Genomic DNA, 18,508 nt, shown 5'->3' on the forward strand with positions numbered 1-18,508 from the left:
TCAAGCAAAAGGGAAAGCCGAGCAAAGTCGCACTCGTCGCCGTCATGCGAAAAATGATCATTATCCTCAACGCGAGAATCCGGGACGCAAACGCAACGGTGCTTGACACCTAACACCGTTGCTTTTTTATTCCAGCACCGTTTCTCCATCCTGCTTGCTCACCCGGATCGGCCGCGCGCCGCATTGCTCGGCAATGGCGCTTGCAAGGGTAGCGGAATGCGTCACCACCCATATCTGGCTGCGCTCGGATGCCTGGGCGATCATGCGGGCAAGCGAGGGAAGCATATCGGGATGCAGGCTCGCCTCCGGCTCGTTGAGGGCGATCAGCGGCGGCAGGCGATAGGAAAGCAGCGCGCCGGCAAGGGCAAGTATGCGGATTTGCCCGTCGGACAATTCTCCGGGCCGGAATATTCGTTGCGGAAAGGCGGGAAAGTTCAGGCCGAAGCTGGCCGTTTCGCCGGGTTCCGGAACATCCAGCGCCGCACCGTCCAGAGCCTCGGCTATCAGCCGGTCGAGGTCGACCGTATCCTGGCGAATATGGACCAGCGTCGCGAAAACGGCAGCAAGATTACCGCCATCCTCATTGAGCATGGCGGCGGTCGCGGCAATGGCAGGCTGGCGCGTCGGCGCATCCCGGTCGCTTCTGAAGCCATGGTAAAAGCGCCAGCTTCGCATCTGCGCGGCAAGATCGCCGATCTCGGGATAATGACCGGATTGCCCAAGCACCGCCAGCGCGCTTTCCGAGCTCAGCAGGCGTGACGGATGCTCCATACGCCGTCCCTCGCCGTCGCGGGCGAAGACAGCCGGGCCGCGCCGACTCATCAGATCGACAGGACGGCGCCCCGTATCGAGGCTCAGTTCCTCTTCCTTGATTTGCGGCTCGAAGCGAAAGGCGCCGGAGACCGGCGGCGGCAGCCCCGCCTCGACACTGTAGACAAGCCGCGATGCCAGCCTTTCATCCTCGAAATGGGCTTCCAGAATGATGCGCGCCGGTTCGCTCTTGCGGCGGTTTCCGCCCCACATGGCCGACTGCATTCCGCCTTCACGCACGATTTCAGTTGAGAAGTTGCCCTCGGCGGCGGCTTTCACCAGTTGCAGGGCGCGATAGAGGTTGGATTTCCCGGCCCCGTTCTCGCCCACAAAAACCGCTACCTGCCCGAGATCGACACGAACGGAACGCAACGAACGATAGCCCTTCGCGGAAAACGAAACGAGACGCATCATTGCTCCCTAAAACACAAAAGGCGGCACCGAGAGTACCGCCTTCCGCCAGATCGGGCCACCCCAACTTAGTGCATTTCCAGCAAAAGCGTGAAACGGTTTTGCGTTCGCAAATGCGGGAAAACAAATGGATGGAGCGGTTCCAACCTTACCTTTAAAACAGCAACCGCTCTATTGGAGCTTCGATATCTTTTGCGCTAAAGCGAGGAAGATCTGTTCGGCCAGTTCTTCCGCAGCGCGCTTGCGCGCATCTCGTTCGGCACGCAGGTTCGCAAATTCCTGACGCGGACGGTCAAAGGAAGCGCCGACCGTGCGAGTACCCGCGGCAAGCGGCTTGCCGTCCTTGTCACGCAGCACGAAATTCGACGTTGCCTTGACGATACCGGCCGATGGACGGCCGGTACGGTCGGTCGTATCGCCAACATCCACACTCACTGCGGCAAGCGTATAGCTTCTCAGGCCAAGGCCAAGCCGATAGGTCGGGTTGGCCGGCTCGCCGGCGCCGCCGCCGAGCAGGAAGATGAGGCGATTGCGGACCTGCTGGCCGAACACGTCGCCAGCCGGATCGATCGCGACCGAAGCAAGCTTGGTGCGCATGTCCGGCGTCACGCTGCCGCCTATGGTTCCACCGGCGCCAGCGCCGGAGGAGTAAAGCGGCTGCACGGTGCATCCAGCCATCAGAACCGCAGCCCCAAGTGCGAAAAACACCACGCGGAGCGCTTTGATTACGGAAAAAAAGCGGTCAGGCAACGACATTGACGATCCTTTGCGGCACCACGATAACCTTCTTCGGCGAGCCCCCGTTGAGCGCAGCCTTGACGAAGTCAAGTTCGAGCACCGCCTGCTGGATGCTAGCTTGATCAGCGTCGCGGGCGATTGTCAAATCCCCACGCTTCTTGCCATTGATCTGCACGGGCAGAACGATCTCGTTTTCCACTACCAATGCCGGATCAAACACCGGCCAGGCACTGCGGGCGGCCAGCGTTTCACGACCGTCAATCGTGCCGCCCAGCGCCGCCAGGCACTGTTCGGCCAGATGCGGCATCATCGGCGCCAGCATCAGGATGAGCTTTTCCGTGGCGTCACGGACAGCGCCCTTCAAAGCGTCGTCCGCATTGCCCGAAGCAACCTGCTGCAAGGGGCCTGCAACCGTGTTGACCAGTTCATAAAGACGGGCAACGCCGCGATTGAAGGCCAGCTTCTCGATATCGTCGCCGACAGCCTTGACCGCCTTGTGCGCGGCCTTGGAAACGGCAAGCGCCTCGCCCTCTGTTCCCGCCTTCGGCGCAACGTCCTTCAACTGTTCGGCAGCTTCCGAGATCAGACGCCAGACGCGCTGCACGAAACGATGAGCGCCTTCGGCACCGGCTTCGGTCCAGATCACGTCACGCTCGGGCGGCGAATCAGACAGCATGAACCAGCGCGCCGTATCGGCTCCGTAGGAAGCGATGATATCATCCGGGTCGACAACGTTTTTCTTCGACTTCGACATCTTCTCGATGGAACCGATTTCCACCGGTTCGCCCGTCGAAAGCAGGGTCGCGCTGCGCTTGCCATCGCTTTCCTCGATGCGGATATCGGCGGGCGCCACCCACTGGCCATTGGCCTTGTAGGTTTCGTGCACGACCATGCCCTGCGTGAACAGGCCCTTGAACGGCTCATCGATGCCGACATGACCGGCAACCTTCATCGCGCGGGTGAAGAAACGCGAATAAAGCAGATGCAGGATCGCGTGTTCGATGCCGCCGATATACTGGTCGACCGGCAGCCAGCGGTCGGCAACCGCGCGATCCGTCGGCTCGTTTTCCCATGGCGCGGTGAAGCGCGCATAATACCACGACGAATCGACGAACGTGTCCATCGTATCGGTCTCGCGCCGCGCATCGCCGCCGCATTTCGGGCACTTCACATGACGCCATGTGGCATGACGGTCGAGCGGATTGCCCGGACGGTCGAACTCGACATCGTCCGGCAGCTTGACCGGCAGATCGGCGCGCGGCACCGGATTGACGCCGCAAGCCTCGCAATGGATCATCGGGATCGGGCAGCCCCAGTAGCGCTGGCGCGAAATGCCCCAGTCGCGCAGGCGGAACTGCACCTTGCGGCTTGCCTGCGGGCGATTGCCGAGAGTGGTCTTTTCCAGACGGTTTGCCACTTCGTTGAAGGCGGCTTCCGGCGAAAGCCCATTGAGGAAGCGCGAATTGATCATCACGCCGTCATCTGTATAGGCCGTATCGCCGATGCTGAATGTCGCCGCATCCTCGCCCTTCGGCAGAACGACAGGTGTAACCTTCAGCTTGTATTTATTGGCGAAATCCAGGTCGCGCTGATCGTGCGCCGGGCAACCGAACACCGCGCCCGTGCCATATTCCATCAGGACGAAATTGGCGACATAGACCGGCAGCTCCCAGTTCTCGTCGAACGGGTGCCTGACCTTCACGCCAGTGTCGAAGCCCTTCTTCTCTGCCGTTTCAAGCGCTGCCAGCGACGTGCCCTGCTGATGGCATTCCTCAATGAAACCGGTGAGCGAGGCATTGTTTTCAGCGAGCTTCTTCGCCAGCGGGTGATCGGCGGAAATCGCCACGAAAGCCGCGCCGAACAGCGTGTCGGGGCGGGTCGTATAGACTTCGATTTCCGAGAAACCTTCCGGCGCGGTCTCGCCATCCAGCGCGAAGCGAACCTGCAAGCCTTCCGACTTGCCGATCCAGTTGCGCTGCATCAGGCGAACCTTTTCCGGCCACTGGTCGAGCGTGTCGAGACCGGCCAGCAATTCCTCGCTGAAATCGGTGATCTTGAAGAACCACTGCGTCAGTTCGCGCTGTTCGACCAGCGCGCCCGAGCGCCAGCCGCGACCGTCCACCACCTGCTCATTGGCAAGCACGGTGTTATCGACCGGGTCCCAGTTGACCTTGGAGGTCTTGCGCGTCACCAGACCTTTTTCGAAAAGGTCGATGAACAGCATCTGCTGGCGATGATAATATTCTACGTCGCAAGTCGCGAACTCGCGCGACCAATCGAGCGAAAGCCCCATCGATTTCAGCTGGCTGCGCATGGTCGCGATGTTCTGGTAGGTCCATTCCTTGGGATGAACCTTGTTCTGCATCGCCGCGTTTTCCGCAGGCATGCCGAACGCGTCCCATCCCATCGGATGAAGCACGTTGAACCCCTTGGCGCGCTTGTAGCGGGCAACCACGTCACCCATCGCATAGTTGCGCACATGACCCATATGGATGCGCCCCGACGGATAGGGGAACATTTCAAGGACATAGTACTTCTCGCGGCTGTCGCCATTGTCGGTTTCAAAAGTCCGGTCTTCTTCCCAGACTTTCTGCCAATGAGCTTCCGCCACGCGCGGATTATAACGTTCGGCTGCCATGACCGTATTTACTCGTACGAAGGTGATGCAATAAGGAGAGTCGATATTTAATGGCGACCTTCACCACGTATTGGCGAAAGCGTCAACCTTTTGCGGATGAAAAGCCTGAAAGCGAGAGTTTCATGTCGGATATCGTAGCGAACCTGAACACGGTCAAGGCCGCAATCGCCCAAGCTGAAAAGGAAGCACAGCGCGATGAGGGCTCCGTTACGCTTGTCGCGGTGTCGAAAACCTTCGACGCGGATGCCGTCCGTCCCACGCTCGATGCAGGCCAGCGCGTCTTCGGCGAAAACCGCGTGCAGGAAGCGCAAGGCAAGTGGCCGCAACTGCGTGCGGATTATTCCGGCATTGAACTTCATCTCATCGGCCCGCTGCAATCCAACAAGGCTGCCGATGCCGTCGCCCTTTTCGATGTTATCGAAACCGTCGACCGCGAAAAGATCGCCGCTGCCCTTGCCGATGAAATCAGGAAGCAGGGCAAAAGCCCCAAACTCTATGTGCAGGTGAACACCGGCCTTGAAGAACAAAAGGCTGGTATTGCGCCGAAGGAAGCAGTCGCCTTTGTCGAACGCTGCCGCAAGGAACATGGCCTCGCCATCGAGGGGCTGATGTGCATCCCGCCTGCGGACGAAAATCCGGGGCCGCATTTCGCGCTTCTGGAAAAGCTAGCGCGTGAAGCAGGCGTCGAAAAGCTCTCCATGGGCATGTCGGGCGATTATGAAACCGCCATCGGCTTCGGCGCGACATCGGTGCGTGTCGGCTCGGCAATCTTCGGCGGGCGGAGCTAGGCTGTAGTGACGAATTCATGGTTCGGTGTGGCTTTGAGCCGTTGGAATGAGATTTACATCAAAGGGTATCAGAAGCCTATTCGCCCCACGAACCCCAATTTCGGGGTTCGTGAACTGCGAAAAAATCAGCCGCAAAATACACGTATCACGGTCGATTTCGGATTGGTGACCGACTCGAAGGCTGTTCCACTATGGACAAAGTTCAAACGGGTCGGCGTATCGGTAGCAACGCGTTCTTCCCGCCCATAATGTCGTGAATCTCCGGGTATTTTTAACTTGTTCGTGGCAGAGGAAGGACCACCGACCAGTTTCTGATATTGTGAGGCACCACAGGCATCAGACGTAGCACTGGAGGCTAATTGGGATGAGGGCGATGTTGTACATGCGCTCAAAAAAACCAGAGCCGAGCATATGGATGCGAATAGAAAAGGCTTCAATATTATCTCCTGCCAGATGGAATAATCTCCACATCCGGCACTACCAGAGGTAGAGATTATTGTCACTTCCGCAGTTGTTGAAACAACCGGGCAAAGTCTTTTTTGCAAGAATTTTGATGAAGGCCATGCGGAGACAGCCGACAGGCCGTCTTTTCCCGGAATGACATCCCGGCCAAAACGTGCCGGTCGGTTGCCCTATACGTCTGGCCCTGACTTGCGATGGCCAAACTAAATACTAATGCAGGACGATCTCGCCCTGCACGTTCCTCCAGTCCGAGGGGCCGAGCAGCCGGAAATGCGTGTAGCTGACCGAATGCAACGGCCCGTCGATTTCCCTGTTCCAGAACTCGATGAAATGATTGAGCACCGGAAAATCCGGCGCGAGGTCATAATCCTGCCAGACGAAAAGCTGCAGCAGATGCGGATGATCGGGCAGGTGGTAGAAGACCTTCGCCGTCGTCAGACCGTAGCCGGCAAGTTGGAGTTCGAAGGCTGATTTCGCATTCAAAGCGGACGTCGTCATCGCGATTTCCCCTTTTTGTGAAGAGCCATATTGCAAGGCTCCTGATTAGAAGATAATCTCTCAAAATGGTTTTTAAACTGTAAAAACAATATATTAGCAACAATCGACAGCGAGTGCTGCCAGCCGCCCTTCCCTACGATGCGTCATTGTGGATCATGGACGCGCCGATTGTCTAATTTACCTTGCCCTCGATGGAAGGTAGACAGGGCACCCGATGGTCTTGCCATTCTCGGCAGGCCGTCTCATCCGGCGGGAGGTGCCGGGCAGTTTTGGGTGCATTATGCGAGCGGGACACGGCTGTCCGGTTCGCGGAATGCTGAAGGAGGAAATCATGTCGGAAAAGCTTTACCCGGTCCTTGCCGAGGCAAAGAGAAACACGCTCATCGACAACGCAACCTATCTCGATTGGTATCAGGAAAGCGTGAGCGACCCGGACGGCTTCTGGGCAAAGCACGGACGGCGCATCGACTGGTTCAAGCCCTTCACCAAGGTCAAGAACACCGATTTCAATGGCGACGTCTCCATCAAATGGTATGAGGACGGTGTCACCAATGTTTCCTATAACTGCATCGACCGCCACCTGAAGAACCGTGGCAACGAGGTCGCCATCATCTGGGAAGGCGACAATCCGTATATCGACAAGAAGATCACTTATCGCGAACTTTATGAAAACGTCTGCCGTCTGGCGAATGTGCTGAAGAAGCACGGCGTGAAGAAGGGCGACCGCGTCACGATCTACCTGCCGATGATCCCGGAAGCCGCCTATGCGATGCTGGCTTGCGCGCGCATCGGCGCGGTGCATTCGGTCGTCTTCGCCGGTTTCTCGCCGGAGGCGCTGGCTGGCCGTATCGTCGACTGCGAATCCACCTTCGTCATCACCGCCGATGAAGGCGTGCGCGGTGGCAAGCCGGTTCCGCTGAAGGAAAACACCGATACCGCCATCGACATTGCCGCCAAGCAATATGTCATGGTCAACAAGGTTCTCACCGTGCGCCGTACCGGCGGCAAGGTAAGCTGGGGACCGGGCCGCGATCTCTGGTATCATCAGGAAGTGGCAAGCGTCGAGCCCACTTGCGATCCGGAACCGATGAACGCGGAAGACCCGCTCTTCATCCTCTACACTTCCGGTTCCACCGGCAAGCCGAAGGGCGTGCTGCACACCACCGGCGGCTATCTCGTCTATGCGTCGATGACGCATCAATATGTCTTCGACTACCATGACGGCGACATTTACTGGTGCACGGCAGATGTGGGCTGGGTGACGGGCCATTCCTATATCATCTACGGCCCGCTCGCCAACGGCGCGACGACGCTGATGTTCGAAGGCGTGCCCAACTTCCCCGATCAGGGGCGTTTCTGGGAAGTGGTCGACAAGCATCACGTCAACATTTTCTACACAGCACCGACGGCCATCCGCGCGCTGATGGGTGCGGGCGATGAATTCGTCACCCGGTCGTCGCGCTCGACCTTGCGCCTGCTCGGCTCGGTCGGCGAGCCGATCAATCCGGAAGCCTGGGAATGGTATTACAACGTGGTTGGCGACCAGCGCTCGCCGATTGTCGATACGTGGTGGCAGACGGAAACCGGCGGCATTCTCATCACGCCGCTGCCGGGCGCGACGGACCTGAAGCCCGGTTCGGCAACACGGCCGTTCTTCGGCATCAAGCCGGAGCTCGTGGACAATGAAGGCGCGGTCGTCGAGGGTGCTGCGGACGGCAACCTCTGCATCATCGATTCGTGGCCGGGCCAGATGCGCACGCTTTACGGCGACCACAAGCGCTTCGTCGAAGCCTATTTCTCGACCTATAAGGGCAAGTACTTCACCGGCGACGGCTGCCGCCGCGACGAGGACGGCTATTACTGGATCACGGGCCGTGTCGACGACGTGCTCAACATTTCCGGCCATCGCCTCGGCACGGCGGAAATCGAATCGGCGCTCGTCTCGCATCACTCGGTTTCGGAAGCTGCCGTTGTGGGCTATCCGCATCCGATCAAGGGACAGGGCATCTATTGCTATGTCACGCTGATGACCGGCGAGACCGTCCATGACGAAGAGGCTTTACGCAAGGAACTGACCCAGCACGTGCGCAAGGAAATCGGCCCAATCGCCACGCCGGACAAGATCCAGTTCGCGCCGGGCCTGCCGAAGACCCGCTCGGGCAAGATCATGCGCCGCATCTTGCGCAAGATCGCCGAAGACGAGTTCAGCGCACTGGGCGACACCTCGACATTGGCCGATCCGGGCGTCGTGGACGACCTGATCGAAAATCGCCAGAACAAGAAATGACAAACGAAAGGCCGGGATTTCCCGGCCTTTCTGCTTTGAAAGCACACCGCCCTCCTCATCCTGAGGAAGCGTCCTGAGCTTGCCGAAGGACGCTGTCTCGAAGGATCAGGAATGAAGCAAACCCTCGTCCTTCGACACGATGCTGCGCACCGGCTCAGGATGAGGGCGTTGCAGGAAGTTGGATGGCCGCTAAAAGTTTGCTGAGATTTTCGTTCCTGCATCCCAAACTTTTTAGAAGTCTATCGACCGTCCCTTGATCTCCCAGTCACCATAACGGGCCGGATCTTTTCCGCCGCGACCGCCAATTTCGCGCGGTGCTTGCGCTTCCTTTTCGGCGGCGCGGCGCGCTTCGGCTTCCTTCAAGGCGCGCTGGGCCGCGGGCGGCAAGTCTTCAAACGTGCGCTTGTCCACATTTTCCGGGGCTTCGGTTGCGTCGGTTTTTTCGCTCATCGGTCACATTCCTGTTGGCTGCATCTGCTCCCATTATTGAAGCGAAGCCTGTTCATACCCATCATATAGGCAGAAAGGCTTGCCGTGCAAAACCCTTGCGAGGGCGCGCGGCTCAAGATTTGGAGACCGCCACGGATGAATATGACGAAAACTGCCATGCTGATCGCCCTCATGACGGTCATGTTCATGAGCATCGGCTATTTGCTGGGCGGCGGAGGCGGCATGATGATCGCGCTTGTGATCGCCGTCGCCATGAACCTGTTCGGCTACTGGAACTCCGACAAGATGGTGCTGCGCATGTACAATGCGCAGGAAGTGGACGAGCGCAGCGCGCCTGATTACTACCGCATGGTGAGCGGCCTTGCCGCCAATGCGGGCCTGCCGATGCCGAAGGTCTATATCATCCACGAAGACCAGCCGAACGCCTTCGCCACGGGCCGCAACCCGGAAAACGCCGCCGTTGCCGCGACGACCGGCCTGCTTAACCGGCTTTCGCCGGAAGAAGTGGCGGGCGTGATGGCGCATGAGCTGGCGCATGTGCAAAACCGCGACACGCTGACCATGACCATCGTGGCAACGCTTGCCGGTGCGATCTCCATGCTCGGCAATTTTGCTTTCTTCCTTGGCGGCAACCGCGAGAACGGCAACGGCATCATGGGCGTCGTCGGCACGCTTCTCGCCATGATCGTCGCGCCCTTTGCCGCCATGATCGTGCAGATGGCGGTGAGCCGCACCCGCGAATATGCCGCCGACAGGCGCGGCGCGGAAATCTGCGGCAATCCGCTATGGCTGTCGTCGGCGCTGGGCAAGATCGCGCGTGGCGCCAAGGCCATCCCGAACGAGGAAGCCGAACACAACCCGGCAACCGCGCATATGTTCATCATCAATCCGCTGAGCGGGCGCGGCGCGGATAATCTTTTCTCGACCCACCCGGATACCGATAACCGCATTGCAGCGCTTGAGCAGATGGCTGCCGAAATGGGCATCCGCTCCGCCGGAATGGCGCCGCGTGCCGCTGCCCCTTCCCAAAGCACCGGTCCATGGGGTAATGCAGGCGGCAATAGCAGTGGCGGTTCCGGCTATCGGGGACCGTGGTCGTAAATAAAGAAGAGTAGTGTGAACGATAAAAAAGCCGCGCCGAAGCGTGGAAACAAAAAGCCGCAGAACAACTACGCCGCAGACCTGCGCCCCGGTCTGGCGGCGCGTTTGTGTGCGGCGCGCCTGCTCGGTGCGGTGATCGAGAAGAACACCTCGCTCGACGGCCTCACCGACAATACCCACGGCCACCCGCAATATCTGGCGCTGGAGCCGCGCGACCGCGCGCTGGTTCGCGCCATTCTGGGTTCTGCGCTGCGCAATCGCGGCAGCATCGAACGCGCCATCAACAAGCGGCTCGACCGGCCATTGCCGGAAAATGCTGTGGCGCTGAAACATCTTCTGCACGTCGCCATCGCCCAGATTTTCTATCTCGACCTTCCCGACCATTCGGCGGTCGATCTGGCGGTGGAAGCGGCAAACAACGATCCGCGCAACCGCAAATATGCCGGTCTGGTCAATGCGCTGCTGCGGCGTCTGGCGCGCAACAAGGAACGCGCTCTCGCCCACACGCTTGAGCCCGAAACCAATGTGCCGGAATGGTTCGCCAAAAGCATCGCCGACGCCTATGGCGCGGAAAAAGCCGCAACCATTCTCGCCATGCACGCCTATGAGCCGCCGATCGATTTCACGGTCAAGGGCGATGCGAAGGCATGGGCCGAGAAGCTCGGCGGCGTGGCGCTTCCCAACGGTTCGGTGCGCCTGCAAACGGTCGAAGGCAATCTCACCGACCTGCCCGGCTTTGCCGAAGGCGACTGGTGGGTGCAGGATGTGGCGGCGAGCCTGCCTGCCCGCCTGATGGGCGACATCAAGGGCAAACGGGTGGCCGATCTCTGTGCCGCCCCCGGCGGCAAGACGGCGCAGCTCGTGCTTCAGGGCGCGGATGTGACCGCGCTCGACCTTTCCGAAAACCGCCTGAAGCGTCTCAACGCCAATCTGGAACGGCTCGGTTTCAAGGCGAAGACCGTCGCCACCAATCTGATGGATTTCCAGCCGGATGAATTGTTCGACGCCGTGCTTCTGGATGCGCCCTGCTCGTCCACCGGCACGGTGCGCCGTCACCCGGACGTGCCATGGACCAAGACGCCGCAGGACATTGCCAAGCTTGCCGAACTTCAGGGCAAGCTTCTGGCGCACGCGGCCACGCTGGTCAAACCCGGCGGCGTGATCGTCTTTTCCAACTGTTCGCTGCATCCGCTCGAAGGCGAGGAAATGGCGCGCAAGGCGGCGGAAAATCCGCTGCTGGAGCCATACCCGATCACGGAGCAGGATTGTCCCGGTCTTGAAGGGCTGGTGACGGCAGAAGGCTTTTTGCGGTCTACGCCTGCAGACCTGCCGCCGGATCGTTTTGACGGCAATCCGCAAATGGCTGGCATGGACGGCTTCTTCGCCGCCCGCTTCAAGCGCGTATAAAACCGCTAAATAAGTGTTTTCGCATACCGGACGCGCTTCCGTCCGGTATGGTTAACGCTCGATTCACCATTTCAGTACAATTGTATCAAAGGAAACCGGCTGTTCGATTTGGCCGCAGCAGAATGACAAACGATACGGAGAAAGACCGGGTGGCAGTCGCCCTCAGCGAAACCCCGCACCTTTGGGGACTGGCCGTTGCACAGGCGTGGCGCAAGTTCAGCCGCCGTCTGCGCATGGGGCCGCTTTATCGCTGGCGCTTCACCGGCTTTACCCCGGACCGCATTCTGATCGCCCCGCCAGACCTGCGCGTCGCCGACCCGCAGCTGGCGCAGGAATTCTATCATGGCCGCTTTGCGCTCGCCGGTCGTCTTGTCGAAACCGGCGGATTGTCGCCTTTTGCCGTCGAGCCGCCGACACCGGAATGGGAGGCAGCCCTTCAGAGTTTCGGCTGGCTGCGTCATCTGAAAAGCGCCAACAGCGAACTGGCAACCGCCAATGCGCGCGCGCTCGTCGATGACTGGATGCGCATGTTCGGCAAGCGCATCGGCGGTCTTGCCTGGTCGCCGGAAGTCACCGCCCAGCGCATCATCGCCTGGCTCCAGCATTCCAATCTCATTCTGTCGGGCGCCGAACTCCCCGCCTATCGCAAATTCATGCGCTCACTCGCCATGCAGGTGCGTTACCTGCGCACCGTCGCCGCCGCCATGGATGACGGCGAGGAACGCCTGCGCGCCCGCATCGCTCTTGCCTTCGCAGCGCTTGCCTTGCCAGTTTCGCCGCCGACGGCCCGCGCCGCGCGGCGCAATCTGGAATATGAGCTGAAGCGCCAGATCCTGCCCGATGGCGGGCACATCTCGCGCAATCCCGTTACGGTGCTGGAACTTCTGGCCGATCTTCTGCCGCTCCGCCAGACCTATGCCAACGGCACCGAATCGCCGCCCAAGGCGCTGATCGAAGCCGTTGAGCGCATGTTGCCGGCACTGCGCTTCTTCCGTCATCAGGATGGCAGCCTCGCGCTTTTCAACGGCGTTGGCCCGACAATGCCGGAACGCATCATCTCGGTTCTCCGCCACGACGAGACCGCCGGATCGCCGCTCACCCATGCGCCCTATTCCGGCTATGAACGGCTTTCGATGGGGTCCACCACCATCATCGCCGATACCGGACTGCCGCCGCCGGTGACCGCATCGCGGGATGCCCATGCGGGTTGCCTCGCCTTTGAAATGTCCTCCGGGCGCCAGCGCTATATCGTCAATTCCGGCATCGACCGTTTCGGCCCGCCGGAATTTCGTCCCTTGGGCCGCTCGACGGCTGCGCATTCCACCGCCACCATCAACGACACGTCCTCGTGCCGTTTCAGCCTCAATGCGGGCCTTTCCAACATGATCGGCACGCCGATCATTGCAGGCCCGACTCGCGTGCAGCGCGACCGGATCGAGGAAATGGGGCGGCAGGGATTTGTTGCCAGCCATGACGGCTATGCGCGCCTGTTCGGCATCTATCACGAACGCCGCCTCGTGCTGTCGCATAATGGCAGCGTCATCCAGGGCGCCGACCGCTTCTATCGCGGCGATGGCCGTCCGTTGAAGGCCAACGGGCGCGACAATATTGCCGTCCGCTTCCACCTGCATCCCTCGGTCGATATTTCCTTCGATGAGAACGGATTGATCGTCCTGTCAGCGGATCGCGACGACACCTGGGTCTTTTCCTGCTTTGAAGTTGCGCCGCAACTGGAAGATTCGATCTTCTTTGCCGGCTTCCGCGGCCCCGTGACATCGAAACAGATTGTGCTCTCCTTCCCGGCTTCCGACCTGCCGGAAGTGAACTGGCAGTTCAGCCGCGTCGCCCTCGGCAGCTACGTATAAAGTTCAAATTGGTCTTTTGCGGTAGGATTCTCGGCGCGCCTGTGTTACGGCGAGCCGTCCACTTTCCTGAACGCATCCGTTTCAGCAACGAAGAGACCAACTCCCTATGGCTGTCAGCTCCAAGCATATTCCCGCTCCCGATCTTCATCGGGTGCGCCGCGCCCTCCTTTCCGTTTCCGACAAGACCGGCCTGATCGATTTCGCCAAGGCGCTTCATGCGCAAGGCGTCGAAATCCTCTCGACCGGCGGCACCGCCAAGTCGATTGCCGCAGAAGGCATTCCGGTGAAGGACGTGTCCGAAGTCACCGGCTTCCCGGAAATCATGGACGGGCGCGTCAAGACGCTGCATCCGGCAGTCCATGGCGGCCTGCTCGCCGTGCGCAACGACCCGGAACACGTCGCGGCCATGGAAGCACACGGCATTGGCGGCATCGATCTCGCCGTCATCAATCTCTATCCGTTCGAGGAAGTCCGCTTCCAGGGCGGCGACTACGACACGACCGTCGAGAATATCGACATTGGCGGCCCGGCGATGATCCGCGCTTCCGCCAAGAACCACGCCTATGTCGCAACGGTTGTCGATCCTGCCGACTATGCCGACGTGGTGGCCGAACTGGAAAAGCATTCCGGTTCCCTGCCGCTCGCCTTCCGCAAGAAGCTTGCCGCCAAGGCCTTTTCGCGCACGGCAGCTTATGATGCGGCCATTTCCAACTGGTTTGCCGAGGCAATCAACGAAGAAACGCCGGTCTATCGCTCGGTCGCAGGCAAGCTGCATTCCGTCATGCGCTACGGTGAAAACCCGCACCAGACGGCTGGCTTTTATCTCACCGGCGAAAAGCGCCCCGGCGTCGCCACCGCGACCCAGCTTCAGGGCAAGCAGCTTTCCTACAACAACATCAACGACACCGATGCGGCTTTCGAGCTGGTGGCCGAGTTTGATCCCGCCCGCACCGCAGCTGTCGCCATCATCAAGCACGCCAATCCATGCGGCGTGGCGGAGGCGTCCACCATCAAGGAAGCCTACCTCAAGGCGCTCGCCTGCGATCCGGTTTCAGCCTTTGGCGGCATCGTAGCGCTTAATAAGACGCTCGATGAGGAAGCAGCCGAAGAAATCGTGAAAATCTTCACCGAAGTCATCATCGCACCGGATGCCACCGAAGGCGCTCAGGCCATCGTCGCCGCCAAGAAGAACCTGCGCCTGCTCGTGACCGGCGGTCTGCCGGACCCGCGCGCCAAGGGCATCGCCGCCAAGACGGTTGCCGGTGGCCTGCTGGTCCAGTCGCGCGACAATGGCGTGGTCGATGACCTTGATCTGAAAGTCGTCACCAAGCGCGCGCCGACCGAAGCCGAACTCAACGACCTCAAATTCGCCTTCCGCGTCGGCAAGCATGTGAAGTCGAACGCCATCGTCTATGTGAAGGACGGCGCAACGGTCGGCATCGGCGCAGGCCAGATGAGCCGGGTCGATTCGGCCCGCATCGCAGCCCGCAAGGCCGAAGATGCAGCCGAAGCAGCCGGTCTTGCCGAACCGCTCACCAAGGGCTGCGTGGTCGCTTCCGATGCGTTCTTCCCGTTCGCCGATGGTCTGCTCTCCGCAGTTCAGGCTGGCGCAACTGCTGTCATCCAGCCCGGCGGCTCCATGCGCGACGACGAAGTGATCGCCGCTGCCGACGAACATGGCATTGCCATGGTCATGACCGGCATGCGTCACTTCCGCCACTAAATCCTTGTGAGCCACACATTTATCGAGGCCCCGGAACCAACCGTTCCGGGGCCTTCGTTTAGATCGGTTCTGATCCTAGCGGAATCCCGGAACCGATCTATCTCTTTGTTTTTTCGCATTATCCTACGCAAAACCGCTTCGCACTTTTGCTGGAAATGCTCTATTTTGAGTTTCATATTCTTTCGTTTACATTCGTTTCGAACAGATTTGGAGGAGCCCGCCCCATGACGCAGTTTATCGGTTCCATCGACCAGGGAACCACGAGTTCGCGTTTCATCATCTTCGACAGGCAGGGCGATATCGTCGCCAGCGACCAGCGCGAACACGAGCAGATTTATCCCAAAGCGGGCTGGGTCGAGCACAATCCGGTGGAAATCTGGCGCAACACGCAGCACGTCATCGCCGCCGCGCTCAGGAAGGCAAATCTGAAGCCGGGCGACATAGCTTCCATTGGAATCACCAACCAGCGCGAAACCACGCTGCTCTGGGACAGGAAGACCGGCGCGCCGCTTTATAATGCAATCGTCTGGATGGATACGCGCACCGACGAGCTGGTCGCCCGTTACACCAAGGAGGGCGGCGCGGACCGCCTGCGCGAAAAGACGGGCCTGCCCATCTCCACCTATTTTTCCGGCCTCAAGCTGCGCTGGATACTCGATCACATTCCGGGAGCGCGTGAAAAGGCCGAAGCGGGCGATGCGCTTTTCGGCACCATCGACACATGGCTGGTCTGGAACCTCACCGGCGGCACTGAGGGCGGCATTCACATCACCGACGTGACCAATGCCTCCCGCACCCAGCTTATGGATCTTGCGACGCTGGAATGGGACGCGGATACTCTTCGCCTGTTCGATATTCCATCAGCCTGCCTGCCGGCAATCCGCTCTTCAAGCGAGGTCTATGGCGAGATCACCTTGCCCGCGCTTTCCGGCGTCAAGCTTGCAGGCATTCTGGGCGACCAGCAGGCAGCGCTCTTTGGGCAGGCCTGTCTGGAACCGGGCGAAGCCAAGAACACCTATGGCACCGGCTGCTTCATGCTGATGAATACCGGCGAGAAACTGGTGCCCTCCAATTTTGGGCTACTGACCACGGTTGCCTACAAGCTCGACGGCGCCAAGCCGGTCTATGCGCTGGAAGGGTCCATCGCCATCACCGGCGCTCTGGTGCAATGGCTGCGCGACAATCTCGGCATCATCAAGAACAGCGGCGACATCGAAACGCTGGCGCGCACTGTCGAGGACAATGGCGACGTCTATTTCGTTCCGGCTTTCTCCGGCCTTTATGCGCCGCACTGGCAGGATTCCGCACGCGGCATCATCGCTGGCCTCACCCGCTTCGCCAATAAGGGCCACATCGCGCGCGCAGCACTTGAGGCAAGCGCCTATCAGGTGCGCGAAGTGCTGGATGCGATGGTGAAGGATTCCGGCGTCGAGATCACGGAACTGCGCGCCGATGGCGGCATGACCGTCAACGAGCTTCTCATGCAATTTCAGTCCGACATTCTGGACGTGCCGGTCGTGCGCCCGAAAATCATCGAGACGACGGCGCTGGGCGCCGCCTATGCGGCGGGACTTGCCGTCGGCTACTGGAAATCGACGCAGGACATCGTGGAAAACTGGCAGGTGAGCCATCGCTGGCACCCGCGCATGTCAGCCGAGGAAAGCACGCGCCTGTTCCGCTCGTGGGAAAAGGCCGTGCAGCGTTCGCTGGGCTGGATCGAATAAAGGCCGCGTTCCGGCCCGTCACAACGGGCCGGATGAAAGCGGCTTGTCAGCGGGATAGGGCGTTATCGCCGCCAGATAGAGCCCAACGGCAAAAAACAGCAACAGCACCGACATGCCGAGCGCCGCCGACTGGCTGAGAGCGGTGATGGTCGCCACCAGAAACGGCCCGAGAAAGCTCGTCGCGCGTCCCGCCAGCGCATAAATGCCGAAATAGCGGCCCGATTCCTCCGGCTTGATGCTGCGCGCAAACCACGAGCGGGCGGATGCCTGCACGGGGCCGAGCGCGGCGCCGATCATCAGCCCGTAGACCAGAAACACCTGTTCCGAAACCGTCGAGAACAGTCCTTTCGTCTCGGCGTGGTCAACCGGTACAAGACCCAACAGCAGGGAATCCGCTTTGGTGGAAACGATGCCGAATGAAGCCACGAGCAGCAGCACCAGCGATCCCATTACAATAGCTTTCGAACCGATCCTTGCGTCAAGGCGCGCGGCAACGAGGCAGCTCAGGATCGCCGACACATTGGTGATCATGCCGAAGAGGCCGATTTCGTTGATGCTCCAGTGAAACAGTGAAGCGGCATAACCGGCCCCGAGAGCGACAATGGCGTTGAGCCCATCCTGATAGACAAGGCGGGCGGCGAGAAAGCGGGCAATGCCCGGACGCTTTCGCACTTCCCCCAGCGTCGATCTAAGTTCAGCCAGACCGCTGCGGACCGCCTGACGCAGCGGCTCACCGCGCGCCTGATCCGGCGTGAACAGAAACATCGGCATGATGAACACAAAATACCACAGCGCCGCGATAGGCCCGGTGATGCGGGCATCCTCGCCGCTGGCCGGATCGAGCCCGAAGAGCGGCGGAAGCCCGATCAGCGTCTTGCCGGTCTCGGGCGACGCCGCCAGAAAGACCACGACGAAGATCAGCACCAGAACCCCGCCCAGATAGCCGAGTCCCCAGGCCAGATTGGACACTTTGCCAATCTCCCTGGCGGCGACCAGCCGCGGCATCATGGAATCGTTGAAAACGATGGAAAATTCCGCCGAGACCATCGCGATGCTGAAGGCCAGAAGCACCCAGAACAGGCTTGCGCCCGGCACCGCAAACCACAGCGCCAGCAGGCCCGCGATCTTCAGGACCGCAAAGAAGCCGATCCATGGCTTGCGCGAACCGGTCTTGTCGGCAATCGCCCCCAGAACGGGCGACAGAATGGCGATCACGAAGCCCGCGGCGGCAAAGCCATACCCCCAGGCGACCTGCCCCGCTTCCGGCGTATCCGCCATGCGGGAGATGAAATACGGACCGAAAATGAAGGTTACAATGACGGTAAAGAACGGCTGTGCCGCCCAGTCGAAAAATATCCAGCCCCATACGCCACGTCGCGAGACATGGCTGCGGACAGCCACAAGCTGATCGCTCAATTACTCTTTCCTCCCCCACGCCCGAAGCTGCTTCCGGCGATAGGCACCATGCGCCTTTGGCGTATGAAAACAATCCAACCCCATACATTTACGCGCAGCGCCTTCCAAAAACCGGCTTCGATTTTCGGGGCGGATGCGCGCGGACCAGCCGAGCCAATCGGCTGTTTCATTCCTCCAATGTACGGGATGA

General features: G+C 60.2%; 13 protein-coding genes and 1 pseudogene. 8 read left to right on the forward strand and 6 right to left on the reverse strand.

What is annotated here, in order from left to right:
• Positions 1–113 (forward strand): annotated as a pseudogene (locus F9K78_RS19805) (IS110 family transposase); the annotation flags it as partial.
• A 13-nt stretch (positions 114–126) separates the two neighbouring features.
• On the opposite strand, the gene F9K78_RS19810 reads toward F9K78_RS19805, so the two are convergent.
• From F9K78_RS19810 to leuS, 3 genes are all read right to left on the reverse strand, one after another.
• The gene (locus tag F9K78_RS19810; RefSeq protein WP_121986172.1) at positions 127–1,221 is read right to left on the reverse strand and encodes an AAA family ATPase; all 1,095 of its coding nucleotides are present in this window, start codon (positions 1,219–1,221) and stop codon (positions 127–129) included.
• 171 nt (positions 1,222–1,392) lie between these two features.
• The gene (gene lptE / locus F9K78_RS19815) at positions 1,393–1,977 is read right to left on the reverse strand and encodes an LPS assembly lipoprotein LptE (RefSeq protein WP_121986173.1); all 585 of its coding nucleotides are present in this window, start codon (positions 1,975–1,977) and stop codon (positions 1,393–1,395) included.
• The gene (gene leuS / locus F9K78_RS19820) at positions 1,964–4,597 is read right to left on the reverse strand and encodes a leucine--tRNA ligase (RefSeq protein WP_121986174.1); all 2,634 of its coding nucleotides are present in this window, start codon (positions 4,595–4,597) and stop codon (positions 1,964–1,966) included. Before leuS ends, lptE begins: the two co-directional genes overlap by 14 nt.
• 122 nt (positions 4,598–4,719) lie before the next feature.
• Here leuS and F9K78_RS19825 point away from each other — a divergent pair, with 122 nt between their 5' ends.
• On the forward strand, positions 4,720–5,385 hold the full coding sequence (locus tag F9K78_RS19825; protein WP_121986192.1) for a YggS family pyridoxal phosphate-dependent enzyme: 666 nt from the start codon (positions 4,720–4,722) through the stop codon (positions 5,383–5,385).
• A 672-nt stretch (positions 5,386–6,057) separates the two neighbouring features.
• On the opposite strand, the gene F9K78_RS19830 is transcribed toward F9K78_RS19825, so the two are convergent.
• The gene (locus tag F9K78_RS19830) at positions 6,058–6,345 is read right to left on the reverse strand and encodes an usg protein (RefSeq protein ID WP_006471250.1); all 288 of its coding nucleotides are present in this window, start codon (positions 6,343–6,345) and stop codon (positions 6,058–6,060) included.
• A 331-nt stretch (positions 6,346–6,676) separates the two neighbouring features.
• On the opposite strand from F9K78_RS19830, the gene acs reads away from it, so the two are divergent.
• Positions 6,677–8,632, forward strand: a complete 1,956-nt coding sequence (gene acs / locus F9K78_RS19835; protein WP_121986193.1) for an acetate--CoA ligase — start codon at positions 6,677–6,679, stop codon at positions 8,630–8,632.
• A 231-nt stretch (positions 8,633–8,863) separates the two neighbouring features.
• Here the strand turns inward: acs and F9K78_RS19840 are convergent, their stop codons facing one another.
• Positions 8,864–9,082: a DUF1674 domain-containing protein gene (locus F9K78_RS19840; protein WP_121986175.1), complete on the reverse strand. Its 219-nt coding sequence runs from the start codon at positions 9,080–9,082 to the stop codon at positions 8,864–8,866.
• 135 nt (positions 9,083–9,217) lie between these two features.
• On the opposite strand from F9K78_RS19840, the gene htpX reads away from it, so the two are divergent.
• The 5 genes from htpX (at position 9,218) to glpK (ending at position 16,902) form a co-directional block, all read left to right on the forward strand.
• Entirely contained in the window at positions 9,218–10,183 is a 966-nt protein-coding gene (gene htpX / locus F9K78_RS19850) for a zinc metalloprotease HtpX (protein ID WP_121986194.1), read from the forward strand.
• Between the two features lie 15 nt (positions 10,184–10,198).
• Positions 10,199–11,590: an RsmB/NOP family class I SAM-dependent RNA methyltransferase gene (locus F9K78_RS19855; RefSeq protein WP_121986176.1), complete on the forward strand. Its 1,392-nt coding sequence runs from the start codon at positions 10,199–10,201 to the stop codon at positions 11,588–11,590.
• 122 nt (positions 11,591–11,712) lie between these two features.
• The gene (locus tag F9K78_RS19860; RefSeq protein WP_121983402.1) at positions 11,713–13,455 is read left to right on the forward strand and encodes a heparinase II/III family protein; all 1,743 of its coding nucleotides are present in this window, start codon (positions 11,713–11,715) and stop codon (positions 13,453–13,455) included.
• Between the two features lie 106 nt (positions 13,456–13,561).
• Positions 13,562–15,178, forward strand: a complete 1,617-nt coding sequence (gene purH / locus F9K78_RS19865; protein WP_121986177.1) for a bifunctional phosphoribosylaminoimidazolecarboxamide formyltransferase/IMP cyclohydrolase — start codon at positions 13,562–13,564, stop codon at positions 15,176–15,178.
• A gap of 224 nt (positions 15,179–15,402) precedes the next feature.
• Complete coding sequence (glpK, locus tag F9K78_RS19875; protein ID WP_121986179.1) at positions 15,403–16,902, forward strand: glycerol kinase GlpK; 1,500 nt, start codon at positions 15,403–15,405, stop codon at positions 16,900–16,902.
• An 18-nt stretch (positions 16,903–16,920) separates the two neighbouring features.
• On the opposite strand, the gene F9K78_RS19880 is transcribed toward glpK, so the two are convergent.
• Positions 16,921–18,318 carry an MFS transporter gene (locus F9K78_RS19880; RefSeq protein ID WP_121986180.1) on the reverse strand — a complete coding sequence of 466 codons (1,398 nt, stop codon included), beginning with the start codon at positions 18,316–18,318 and terminating at the stop codon, positions 16,921–16,923.
• Positions 18,319–18,508: the final 190 nt, after the last annotated feature.

The organism is Brucella pseudintermedia, from assembly GCF_008932435.1.
Lineage (GTDB): Bacteria > Pseudomonadota > Alphaproteobacteria > Rhizobiales > Rhizobiaceae > Brucella > Brucella pseudintermedia.

What these genes read in the sequence shown, in the direction of transcription:
- F9K78_RS19810 (WP_121986172.1), bottom strand. Translation starts at nt 1,221, where the DNA reads ATGCGTCTCGTTTCGTTTTCCGCGAAGGGCTATCGTTCGTTGCGTTCC.
- acs (WP_121986193.1), top strand. Translation starts at nt 6,677, where the DNA reads ATGTCGGAAAAGCTTTACCCGGTCCTTGCCGAGGCAAAGAGAAACACG.
- glpK (WP_121986179.1), top strand. Translation starts at nt 15,403, where the DNA reads ATGACGCAGTTTATCGGTTCCATCGACCAGGGAACCACGAGTTCGCGT.
- htpX (WP_121986194.1), top strand. Translation starts at nt 9,218, where the DNA reads ATGAATATGACGAAAACTGCCATGCTGATCGCCCTCATGACGGTCATG.
- F9K78_RS19830 (WP_006471250.1), bottom strand. Translation starts at nt 6,345, where the DNA reads ATGACGACGTCCGCTTTGAATGCGAAATCAGCCTTCGAACTCCAACTT.
- F9K78_RS19825 (WP_121986192.1), top strand. Translation starts at nt 4,720, where the DNA reads ATGTCGGATATCGTAGCGAACCTGAACACGGTCAAGGCCGCAATCGCC.
- F9K78_RS19860 (WP_121983402.1), top strand. Translation starts at nt 11,713, where the DNA reads ATGACAAACGATACGGAGAAAGACCGGGTGGCAGTCGCCCTCAGCGAA.
- leuS (WP_121986174.1), bottom strand. Translation starts at nt 4,597, where the DNA reads ATGGCAGCCGAACGTTATAATCCGCGCGTGGCGGAAGCTCATTGGCAG.
- F9K78_RS19840 (WP_121986175.1), bottom strand. Translation starts at nt 9,082, where the DNA reads ATGAGCGAAAAAACCGACGCAACCGAAGCCCCGGAAAATGTGGACAAG.
- purH (WP_121986177.1), top strand. Translation starts at nt 13,562, where the DNA reads ATGGCTGTCAGCTCCAAGCATATTCCCGCTCCCGATCTTCATCGGGTG.
- lptE (WP_121986173.1), bottom strand. Translation starts at nt 1,977, where the DNA reads ATGTCGTTGCCTGACCGCTTTTTTTCCGTAATCAAAGCGCTCCGCGTG.